The 11,107-nt window shown below is 61.5% G+C and carries 9 protein-coding genes; 6 read left to right on the forward strand and 3 right to left on the reverse strand.

Features of this window, described 5'->3' with window-relative positions:
• Positions 1–15: 15 nt before the first annotated feature.
• The gene (locus DBR30_RS04940) at positions 16–651 is read left to right on the forward strand and encodes a Vat family streptogramin A O-acetyltransferase (protein ID WP_108539554.1); all 636 of its coding nucleotides are present in this window, start codon (positions 16–18) and stop codon (positions 649–651) included.
• Between the two features lie 105 nt (positions 652–756).
• On the opposite strand, the gene ppc is transcribed toward DBR30_RS04940, so the two are convergent.
• Positions 757–3,390 carry a phosphoenolpyruvate carboxylase gene (gene ppc, locus DBR30_RS04945; RefSeq protein WP_005341594.1) on the reverse strand — a complete coding sequence of 878 codons (2,634 nt, stop codon included), beginning with the start codon at positions 3,388–3,390 and terminating at the stop codon, positions 757–759.
• A 231-nt stretch (positions 3,391–3,621) separates the two neighbouring features.
• The gene (argE, locus tag DBR30_RS04950) at positions 3,622–4,767 is read right to left on the reverse strand and encodes an acetylornithine deacetylase (protein WP_108588216.1); all 1,146 of its coding nucleotides are present in this window, start codon (positions 4,765–4,767) and stop codon (positions 3,622–3,624) included.
• Between the two features lie 271 nt (positions 4,768–5,038).
• Between argE and argC the strand changes: the two genes are divergently transcribed.
• The 5 genes from argC (at position 5,039) to argH (ending at position 10,701) form a co-directional block, all read left to right on the forward strand.
• Positions 5,039–6,046 (forward strand): N-acetyl-gamma-glutamyl-phosphate reductase, encoded by a 1,008-nt coding sequence (gene argC, locus DBR30_RS04955; protein WP_108542655.1) that lies wholly within the window; start codon positions 5,039–5,041, stop codon positions 6,044–6,046.
• Between the two features lie 22 nt (positions 6,047–6,068).
• A complete protein-coding gene (gene argB / locus DBR30_RS04960; protein WP_108542656.1) occupies positions 6,069–6,848 on the forward strand; it encodes an acetylglutamate kinase in 780 nt (259 codons plus the stop codon).
• Positions 6,849–6,873: 25 nt separating this feature from the next.
• Entirely contained in the window at positions 6,874–7,785 is a 912-nt protein-coding gene (locus tag DBR30_RS04965) for an ornithine carbamoyltransferase (RefSeq protein WP_108588217.1), read from the forward strand.
• Between the two features lie 84 nt (positions 7,786–7,869).
• Positions 7,870–9,105, forward strand: a complete 1,236-nt coding sequence (locus DBR30_RS04970; protein WP_033115910.1) for an argininosuccinate synthase — start codon at positions 7,870–7,872, stop codon at positions 9,103–9,105.
• Between the two features lie 210 nt (positions 9,106–9,315).
• Positions 9,316–10,701 (forward strand): argininosuccinate lyase, encoded by a 1,386-nt coding sequence (gene argH / locus DBR30_RS04975; protein WP_108542657.1) that lies wholly within the window; start codon positions 9,316–9,318, stop codon positions 10,699–10,701.
• A 75-nt stretch (positions 10,702–10,776) separates the two neighbouring features.
• On the opposite strand, the gene DBR30_RS04980 is transcribed toward argH, so the two are convergent.
• A partial coding sequence (locus DBR30_RS04980; protein WP_258224285.1) for a hypothetical protein occupies positions 10,777–11,107 on the reverse strand: 331 nt, incomplete at its 5' end.

Raw genomic sequence — 11,107 nt, forward strand, 5'->3', positions numbered from 1 at the left:
ATCCAAGGAGACCAGATGCACGGACCCGATCCCGCCAATCCCCACCCCATGAACGGCTTCCCCCAGGTGTGCTTTATCAAGAACACCATCAAGGGGCCCAATATCGAGGTGGGTGACTACACCTATTACGACGACCCGGAGGATTCGGCGGGCTTCGAGCGCAACGTCCTCTACCACTTCCCCTTCATCGGCGACAAGCTGATCATCGGCAAGTTCTGCGCCATCGCCCGCGGGGTGAAGTTCATCATGAACGGTGCCAACCACCAGACCTCCGGCTTCTCCACCTACCCCTTCTTTATCTTCGGCAACGGCTGGGAGAGCGCAGCCCCCGCCCCGGGCAGCCTCCCCTACAAGGGCGATACCGTCATCGGCAACGATGTTTGGATTGGCTATGACGCCCTGATCATGCCGGGGGTAAAAGTCGGCAACGGCGCCATTATCGCCGCCCGCTCGGTGGTCACCGGCGACGTGCCCGCCTATGCCGTGGTCGGCGGCAACCCCGCCAAGGTGATCCGCTACCGCTTCGACGACGACACCATCACCCGTCTCAACGCCATCGCCTGGTGGAACTGGCCGGTGGAGCAGATCAGCCGCAACCTGCCGCTTATCAGCGGCGGTGAGATAGCCGCGCTGGAAGCGGCAACCCCCTAGAGACAACCTGTAAACCAAGCGAGATCGTAGAAACAACAAAGGGCGCCTTGTCGGCGCCCTTTGGCTTGATGGATATCGCTGAAGCCTGCTGGCTTGGGCTGGCTATCAACCGGTATTGCGCATACCTGCGGCAATACCGGCGATGGTGACCATCAGCGCCTTGTCCAGCTCGGGGTGCAGGGTCTCCGGGTGGTTGCGGGAGCGGTTGAGCAGCTCGGCCTGCAGCACGTTGAGCGGGTCTGTGTAGGGGTTGCGCAGCTTGATGGACTCCTTGATCCAGGGCTGATCCTCCAGCAGATCCCCGCGCGGGCTCAGTTTCAGCACCACCTCGATGGATTCGGCGAGCTCCTGACGCAGCTGTTTGCCAAGGCCCCACAGCTCCTGCGGCACCAGACGGGTGTCGTAGTACTCAGCGAGCCAGACGTCCGCCTTGAGGAACACCATCTCCAGCATCTCGAGGCGAGTGCGGAAGAAGGGCCACTGGGCGCTCATCTCTTCCAGCACCGCCAGCTTGCCGCCGTCGATCGCCTGTTGCAGCGCCTTGTGGGCACCGAGCCAAGCCGGCAGCATCAGGCGGTTCTGGGTCCAGGCGAAGATCCACGGAATGGCGCGCAGGCTCTCGACGCCGCCGTTGGGCTTGCGCTTGGAGGGACGGGAGCCGAGCGGCAGCTTGCCGAGCTCCATCTCCGGGGTGGCGGCACGGAAGTAAGGGACGAAGTCCGGATGACCGCGCACGATGCTGCGGTAGTGATCGCAGGAGTCGGCGGCCAGCTGTTCCATCACCTCGCGCCAGCACTCTTTCGGCTTGGGCGGCGGCAGCAGGTTCCCTTCCAGCACGGCGCTGGTGTAGAGCTCCAGACTCTTGATCGCCACTTTCGGCAGGCCGAACTTGAAGCGGATCATCTCCCCCTGTTCGGTGGTACGCAGACCGCCGCGCAGGGATCCCGGCGGCTGGGAGAGGATCGCCTGATGGGCAGGCGCACCACCACGACCGACGGTACCGCCACGGCCATGGAACAGGGTGAGGCGGATGTTGTTGGCTTCGGCCAGCCCCACCAGGGATTCCATGGCGGCGTACTGGGCCCAACCTGCGGCCATCATGCCCGCATCCTTGGCAGAGTCGGAGTAACCGATCATCACGTACTGACGGCCCTGAATGTAGCCGCGATACCAGTCCACCGAGAGCAGGCGCTCCATCACGGCGGTGCCTGCCATCAGGTCATCCTGGGTTTCAAACAGCGGGGCGACCGGCATGCGGAACTTGCAACCCGCCTCTTTGAGCAGCAGTTGCACCGACAGCACGTCGGACGGCGCACCGGCCATGGAGATGATGTAGATACCGAACGCATCGGGGTCGTGCTGGGCTATGACCTGACAGGTATCCAGCGTCTCGCGCACCTCGGCACTCGGCTCCCAGTCGTGGGGAATGAGCGGGCGGCGGGAATTCAGTTCGTTGAGCAGGAAGGCCTGCTTGTCATCTTCGCTCCACTCGGCGTAGTCACCCAGACCCAGATAGCGGGTCAGCTCGGAGAAGACCAGCCCGTGACGCTCACCATCCTGACGGATATCGAGCTTGACCAGATGGATGCCGAAACAGGCGACCTTGCGCAGCACGTCCAGCAGCATGCCATCGGCGATATTGCCCATGCCGCAGGCGTGCAATGAGTGGTAGCAGAGCTCCAGCGGCTCGCGCAGCTGGGCGGTGGTCTTGACCAGATCCTGGCTCTCGCTCGCCTGGCCCTGCACCTTGGCGGTGAGGTGCTCCTTGGTTTCGCGCAGCGCTTCACGCAGCTCGCGCACCAGCGCGCGGTAGGGCTCGGGGTGATCGCCAACGCGAGCACGCACGGCGTCGGTACAGTCGGACATGGAGAGCTCGGAGGTAAGCTCCTTGATGTCTTTGTAGAACAGGCTCACCGCCATCCAGCGGCCCAGCTCCAGCACTTCGGCAGTCACTTTCGCGGTCACGAAGGGGTTGCCGTCGCGGTCACCGCCCATCCAGGAGGTGAACTTGACCGGCGCGGCATCCAGCGGCAGCCGCACACCCAGATGGTGTTGCAGACGCTCGTCCAGATTGCGCATGAATTCTGGGATGGCAGGCCACAGGCTGTTCTCCACCACCGCGAAGCCCCACTTGGCCTCGTCGACCGGTGTCGGGCGCTGTTCGCGGATCTCGTTGGTGTGCCACGCCTGATTGATGAGCTGTTCGATGCGGTTGAGGATCTTGTCACGCTCGCGGGGCAGCAGGTCGGAGAGCTCCAGCGCCTCGAGGCAGTCGTTGAGCTGTACGTGCTTGTGGATCAGGGTGCGGCGGGTCACCTCGGTGGGGTGAGCGGTCAGCACCAGATCGATATCCAGCTCGCGCACAGCCTGAATGATGGCCTCTTGCGACAGGTTGGAAGCTTTCAGTTTGTCGAACATCTGCTCCAGCGGATCCGGGGTGCAGACCTGCTCTTCACAGCGACGGGAGATGGTGTGGAACTGTTCCGCCACGTTGGCCAGATTGAGGAACTGGCTGAAGGCGCGGGCCACCGGCAGCAGTTCATCATCGCTCAGGGTGCGCAGGGTATCGAGCAGACGTTCCCGGTCTGATTCATTGCCCTTGCGGGAGGACTTGGCCAATTGGCGAATGGTTTCGATCTTGTCGAGAAAGGCCTGACCCTGATGATCCTTGATGGATTTACCCAGCAGCTGACCCAGCATACCTACGTTGGCGCGTAGTGCGGCGTACTTTTCGTTCATTCCACATCCTTATCTTGTTGGTGCCTGACACCCATCCGGGGTGCTAGACGACCTCACTTATTGTTGTGCGATTACAACATATGCTCCGTCATCTTAGGGTGACAATCTACCCAGATTGTCTGCGCAAGGTCAAATAACAGGCCGATTCAGAACATGTATTTCCCTCACCACTCCACAACCGGCTTGTTATGTAACTTACTTACAGTTCTTACGCCCCTTTCACCGCCGCCGCTACAGGCAAAAACGTCTGATCAGGTGCTGCAACACTGTGGTGGTTGGCTTGACGAAGGAGAGGTCGAGATACTCATCCGGCTGGTGCGCCTGGGTGATATGACCGGGGCCCATCACTATGGTCTCGCAGCCAAGCTGCTGGATAAACGGCGCCTCGGTGCAGTAGTTGACCGACTCGGCGGCGCGACCGCTCGCCTTCTCAGCTTCGCGCACCAACACAGAGTCGTCGGCGCAGGCGTAGGCGGGAATGGGTTCATGCAGATGTTGCAGATGCAGACAGCCCGGCTGGTGGATCTCGATGGGCGACAGCGCCTCTTTCAGCATCCCCATCAGCTCGTCCGGCCCCACCTGCGGCGTGGGTCTCAGGTCGATATGCAGCTCGCAGCAGCCGCAGATGCGGTTCGGGCTGTCACCGCCCTGAATGTAACCCAGGTTCAGGGTCGGCTGCGGCACGGCAAAGCGGTGGTCGGCATAGCGATCTTTCAGATCCTGCTGCAAGCGCAGCACCTGCCCCATCGCCTTGTGCATGATCTCCATGGCGTTGACGCCGTTGGCGGGATCCGAGCTGTGACCGCTCTTGCCGGTAATGCGGATCGCCTCCGACATATGTCCCTTGTGGGCCACCACAGGCACCAGTCCGGTCGGCTCGCCAATCACGGCGTAGTCGGGTTTCAGCTCGGCCGCCGCGGCGATGGCGCGGGCCCCCGCCATGGTGGTCTCTTCATCGGCAGTGGCGAGAATGCGCAGCGGCTTGGTCAGCTTGGTGAGATCGATCTCCTTGAGCGCTTCCACTATGAAGGCGAAGAAGCCCTTCATATCGATGGTGCCGAGGCCATAGAGACGGTTGCCCTCTTCGGTCACCTTGAAGGGATCCTTGCTCCAGCCCCCCTCATCGAACGGCACCGTATCTGTGTGACCCGCCAGCAGCAGTCCGCCCTCACCCTGACCGATCGTCGCCACCAGATTGAACTTGCCCGGCAGATCGGGGAGCGCCGTCACCTCGCACTGAAAACCGAGCTGACCGAACCAGTCGGCCAGCAGCCGGATCACCGTCTCATTGCTCTGATCCCACTTGGGATCCGTGCTGCTGATAGAGGGAATCGCAATAATATTCTTATAAAGTGAAAAAAAATCCAGATTGGCCATCAGCTCCTCCTTGCGTCCCCGGAATGTTTCTGTTAGAAAATACAAATGCAAAGTGAGTGCATGAATATTCTACGATTTTACCTGAATATCTGGCTCATCAACAAAGGCTTCTAGTTGTAAGGGAAAGTTAATGTTCTGTCACCTGATCTATAACCGACGACACACACCCGCCTGAATTGCCCCTCCGCACTTGTGCAAAGGGGCGCTCGAACACCCTTGTGCACTGCAGCGTCATGCTGTGAATCTCGAACTCTGACTTGGAATATTCAACATGCTTAACACCGTTATCGTCGGTGCCAGTGGCTACGCGGGAGCCGAACTGGCCGCACTGGTACAGAACCATCCACAACTCAAACTGTTCGGCCTCTATGTCTCCGCCGGCAGTCAGGATGCCCACAAGCGCTTCTCTTCCCTGCATCCCCAGTGGGTCGGCGCCCTCGATCAGCCGCTGCTGCCACTGGACGACGACGGCATGACCCGGATCCTGACCCAGGCCGATCTGGTGCTGCTGGCCACCGCCCATGAGGTGAGTGCCGAACTGGCACCCAAGTTTCTCGCCAAGGGGCTGCCGGTGTTCGATCTTTCCGGCGCCTTCCGGGTCAAGGATCAGGGCTTCTACGACAGCTTCTACGGCTTCACCCACGACAGCGAACAGTGGCTGGATCAGGCCGTCTATGGCCTGGCGGAGTGGAATGCCGATGCCATCGCCACCGCCCAGCTGATTGCGGTGCCCGGCTGCTACCCGACCGCCTCCCTCTGCGCCCTCAAGCCGCTACAGCAAGATGGGCTGATTGCCAAGGGGTGGCAGCCGATCATTAATGCCGTCTCCGGGGTCTCCGGCGCCGGGCGCAAGGCGACTATCAACACCAGCTTCTGCGAAGTGAGCCTCAACCCCTACGGCACCTTCAATCACAGACACCAGCCGGAGATCAGCCACCACCTCGGCAAGGAGGTGCTGTTCCAGCCCCACCTTGGCAACTATGTGCGCGGCATCCTGGCCACCATCTATGTACAGCTAGCGGACGGCGTCACCCCCACTCAGGTGGATCAAGCCTTCCTCAAGGCTTACGAAGGCAAGCCGCTGGTGCGCCTCACCGGCCAGATGCCCTCCATTCGCGGCGTCGCGGGCACCCCTTACTGCGACATCGCCTGGCAACAGCAGGGCAACATGCTGGTGGTGGTCTCCGCCATCGACAACCTGCTCAAGGGCGCCGCCTCGCAAGCCATGCAGTGCATAAATATCAAATTCGGATTTGAACCGGCCACCGGCCTGATTTAAGGACTTAGGAAGGATCTCGGACATGGACAAACAGACGTTGGTAATCAAGCTGGGCGGCGCCCTTATCGAGAACGACGAGGCGCTGACCGCCCTGTTCGCCACCCTCAAAACCTTTCTCGACGATCAGCACCGTCCGCTGGTGCTGGTGCACGGCGGTGGCTGTCTGGTGGATGACCTGCTCAAGGGGCTGGGTCTCACCTCCACCAAGAAGAATGGCCTGCGGGTGACCCCGTTCGAGCAGATCCCCTTTATTGCCGGTGCGCTGGCGGGCACTGCCAACAAACAGATGATGGCCAAGGCGATCGCCACCGGCATTCCGGCTGTGGGGCTCTGCCTGGCGGATGGCGGCCTCTGTCAGGTGACCCAGCTCGACCCGGACCTCGGCGCGGTCGGCGAGTGCAAGCCGGGCAACCCGGCGCTGGTAGCAGGCATCCTCGGTCAGGGCTTCCTGCCGGTGGTGAGCTCCATCGGCATCACCGCCGAGGGGCAGCTGATGAACGTCAACGCGGATCAGGCGGCCACCGCCATTGCCGAGGCGCTCGGTGCCGATCTGGTGATGCTCTCCGATGTGAGCGGCATCCTGGATGGCAAGGGCAAGCTGGTGCCCCAGATCGACAAGCTGACCGCACTGGATCTGATGGAGAAAGGGGTGATCCGCGATGGTATGGCGGTCAAGGTAGAAGCGGCCCTGCACGCCGCCGAGACCCTCGGCAAGCCGGTCTGTGTCGCCAGCTGGCGCTACCCGGATCAGCTGCTCAAGCTGCTGGCTGGCGGCGCGGTCGGCACCCAGGTAACTATTTGATCTCCACCGGAACAAGGAACATCCGATGCAACATCTTCTGAAAGACAGTGATCTGAATAAAGCCCAGATCGAGGCGCTGATTGCGCTGGGCAAAGCAGTGAAGGCCGACCCGAAGAAGTACAGCCAGGCGCTGGCCGGCAAGAGCGTGGTCACCCTGTTCGAGAAACCCTCCCTGCGCACCCGGGTCACCTTCGACATCGGCATCGCCAAACTGGGCGGCCACAGCGTCTATCTGGATCAGCAGAACGGCGCACTGGGCAAGCGGGAGTCAGTGAAGGATTTCGCTGCCAACCTGTCGCGCTGGTGTGATGCCATTGTCGCCCGGGTGTTCGATCACCAGACTCTGGTCGAGCTGGCAGAGCACGGCACAGTGCCGGTGGTGAACAGCCTGTGCAACCTCTACCACCCCTGTCAGGGGCTGGCCGACTTTATGACCATTGCCGAGCACTACGACGACCTGTCGAAGGTGAAACTTGCCTACCTCGGTGATGGCAACAACGTCAGCCACTCTCTGCTGCTGCTGGGGGCGACCCTCGGCACCGACGTCACCCTCATCTGCCCGAAAGGTCACGGCCCGGATACCCAGATCTTCCTGCAGGCGCAGGCACTGGCGGCCAAGTCGGGGGCGACCATCCACATCAGCGATGACGTGGCGGATATCGAAGGGTTCGACGTGGCCTACACCGACACCTGGGTCTCCATGGGTGACAACACCCCGATGGAGCAGGTCAAAGACCTCTTTATGCCTTACCAGATCAACCAGGCCCTGCTCGACCGCACCGGCATCCAGCATGTGCTGCACTGCCAACCGGCGCACCGGGAGCTGGAGATCACCTCGCAGGTGATGAATGGCCCCGCCTCCCTCATCATGGACGAGGCCGAAAACCGGATGCATATCCAGAACGCCGTGTTGCTGACCCTGTTTGGGCATAAATAGTCAGGGCAACAAGTAACGCGGCACTCAACCTGAATCACGACCCTTTTATTGAATCATCATCGAATCATCACGGAGAGAAGTAACATGAGCGGAATCAACAAGATCGTACTGGCTTACTCGGGTGGACTGGATACCTCGGCCATCATTCCCTGGCTCAAAGAGCACTATGACGCCGAAATCATCGCCTTTGTGGCCGACGTCGGTCAGGAGCGCGACGATCTGGAAGGGATCGAGCAGAAGGCGATCGCCTCCGGCGCCACCAAGTGCATCATCAAGGATCTGCGGGAAGAGTTCGTCAAAGAGTACGTCTACCCGACCCTGAAGACCGGCGCCGTCTATGAAGGCACCTATCTGCTGGGCACCTCCATGGCCCGTCCGGTGATCGCCAAAGCGATGGTCGAGGCCGCACTGGCGGAAGGGGCCGATGCCATCTCCCACGGTTGCACCGGCAAGGGTAACGATCAGGTGCGTTTCGAAGGTGCGGTCGCCGCGCTGGCGCCCCAACTGAAAGTCATCGCCCCGTGGCGGATCTGGGACATGCGCTCCCGGGAAGATCTGCTCTCCTATCTGGAGACCCGCAACATTCCCTGCAAGGCGACCCTGAAGAAGATCTACAGCCGCGACGCCAACGCCTGGCACATCTCCACCGAGGGTGGCGAGCTGGAGAGCACCTGGAACGAGCCCTCCGAAGCGGTCTGGCAGTGGACCGTACCGGCCGAACAGGCACCGGATCAGCCGGAGTACGTCAAGCTGACCGTGGCGCAGGGTGAAGTGGTGGCCGTTGACGATCAGCCGCTCAGCCCGCACCAGATCCTGATGACCCTGAACGAGCGGGCCGGCAAGCACGGCGTGGGCCGCATCGACATCACCGAAAACCGGATGGTGGGCATGAAGTCCCGTGGCTGCTACGAAACCCCGGGCGGTACCGTGATGGTCGCCGCGCTGCGCGCCGTGGAAGAGCTGGTACTGGATCGCCCGACCCGCGCCTGGCGGGAGAAGCTGGGTGCCGAGTTCTCCCATCTGGTCTATGACGGCCGCTGGTTCACCCCGCTGTGCAAGGCGATCCTCGCCTCTGCCAACGCCATCGCCGAAGATCTCGACGGTGAAGTGGTGCTGAAGATGTACAAGGGTCAGGTCACCGCGGTGCAGAAGAAGTCGCCGAACAGCCTCTACTCCGAAGACTTCGCTACCTTCGGCGCCGACGAAGTGTATGACCAGAGCCATGCCGAAGGCTTTATCCGTCTCTACACCCTGGCCAGCCGGATCCGCGCCATGAAGGAGCAGCATCAGGCTATCGGTGGCGATCACACCCACGGCTAATCAAGCGCGATAACCCGTTGATTCCGTTGAGGGGGCATGGCCCCCTCTTCTACAGGCAGAGGGCATAGCCCCTGACCCATCATCAGCGGGTGTGACAAGAGCGGCAGCGCCCCGGCCGCTTCTGTGAGATAACAGACTCGCAGAAAAACTGGGCACGATTTCAAGCTCGGTGGCCAGGGCGCCGCCGACAACGCATTCAAGGAGAGCAGTATGGCACTTTGGGGTGGACGCTTCAGTCAGGGAGCCGATAGCAGGTTCAAGCAGTTCAACGATTCGCTGCGGTTCGATTACCGCTTGGCGGAGCAGGATATTCAGGGCTCCATGGCCTGGGCCAAAGCGCTGGTCAAGGTGGGCGTATTGACCGCCGATGAGCAGGGCAAGTTGCAGCAGGCGATGGAGGTGCTGCTCGCTTCGGTGCAGCAGGATCCCCAGCAGATCCTGAGCTCGGACGCCGAAGATATCCACTCCTGGGTCGAGAGTCAGCTCATCGCCGCCGTCGGCGATCTCGGCAAGAAGCTGCACACCGGTCGCTCGCGCAACGATCAGGTCGCCACCGATTTGAAACTCTGGTGCAAGGCGCAGGGCGAGCTGCTGCTCGGCTCCATCACCGCCCTGCAGCAGGGGCTGGTCGCCTCTGCCCGCGCCAATCAGGCTGCGGTGCTGCCCGGTTACACCCACCTGCAGCGGGCCCAGCCGGTCACCTATGCCCACTGGGCGCTGGCCTATGTGGAGATGCTGGAGCGGGATTACTCCCGCCTGCAGGATGCGCTGAAACGCCTCGACACCAGCCCGCTCGGCTGCGGCGCGCTGGCGGGCACTGCCTACGCCATCGACCGCGAAGCCTTGGCGCTCGACATGGGCTTTACCGGCGCCACCCGCAACAGTCTGGATTCGGTCTCCGATCGGGATCACGTGGTGGAGCTGATGCACGTGGCGTCCCTCTCCATGACCCACCTGTCGCGCTTTGCCGAAGACCTTATCTTCTACAACACCGGCGAGGCGGGCTTTGTCGAGCTCTCCGACGCGGTTACCTCCGGCTCATCGCTGATGCCGCAGAAGAAGAACCCCGATGCGCTGGAGCTTATTCGTGGCAAGACCGGCCGGGTGGTCGGCGCCCAGATGGGCATGCTGATGAGCCTCAAGGCGCTGCCGCTGGCCTACAACAAGGACATGCAGGAAGACAAAGAGGGGCTGTTCGATGCCCTCGACACCTGGCACGACTGCCTCGACATGGCGGCGCTGGTGCTGATCGATCTGAAGGTCAATGGCGAGCGCACCATGGCGGCGGCGCAGGGCGGTTACGCCAACGCTACCGAGCTGGCGGACTATCTGGTAGCCAAGGGGATTCCGTTCCGTGAAGCGCACCATATCGTCGGCGAAACCGTGGTCTTTGCCATCAGCATGGGCAAACCGCTGGAAGAGCTCTCCATCGGCGAGTTCCAGCGCTTCAGCCCGGTGATCGAGTTCGACGTCTACCCCAATCTGGAACTGGAAGCGACCCTCGCCAAACGGGTCGCCAAAGGCGGTGTTGCCCGCGAGCAGGTAGAGGCAGCCCTGACCGCAGCCGAAACCTGGCTGGCAAAACGGACGGGTTAAACCAACCTGCTTGTCATTCGAACTAGAAAGCAAAACGGCAACCCAAGGTTGCCGTTTTTTATTGCCTGCTACCGTTCAGGCACTGGCATTTAGCAGCTTGCCCACCCCATCGCCCTTGCCATTGGGCAGAGTCTGTTTAAAGGCAGCGAGCAGCTGGTCGAGGTCGAGATGGCTGGCACCGAGGGAATCCTTGAGGGTATCGAGCTCACTTTGCAGCGCATCGAGACGGGTACTCAGGGTGCCGCTCGCCAGCTGGTTGCGGGCGCTATCGATGGCAGCCGGGAGGGATTGGCCACCATTCTCCTGCCCCAGAGTCTGCATCAGCTCACCCATAAAGTGGTTGATGGCAGCGCGATTTTGCTCGCTATTGGCATCATTGATGCCGAGTCGCTGGAACAAACTCTGG

The sequence above is a fragment of the Aeromonas sp. HMWF017 genome (assembly GCF_003061465.1).
GTDB lineage: Bacteria > Pseudomonadota > Gammaproteobacteria > Enterobacterales > Aeromonadaceae > Aeromonas > Aeromonas veronii.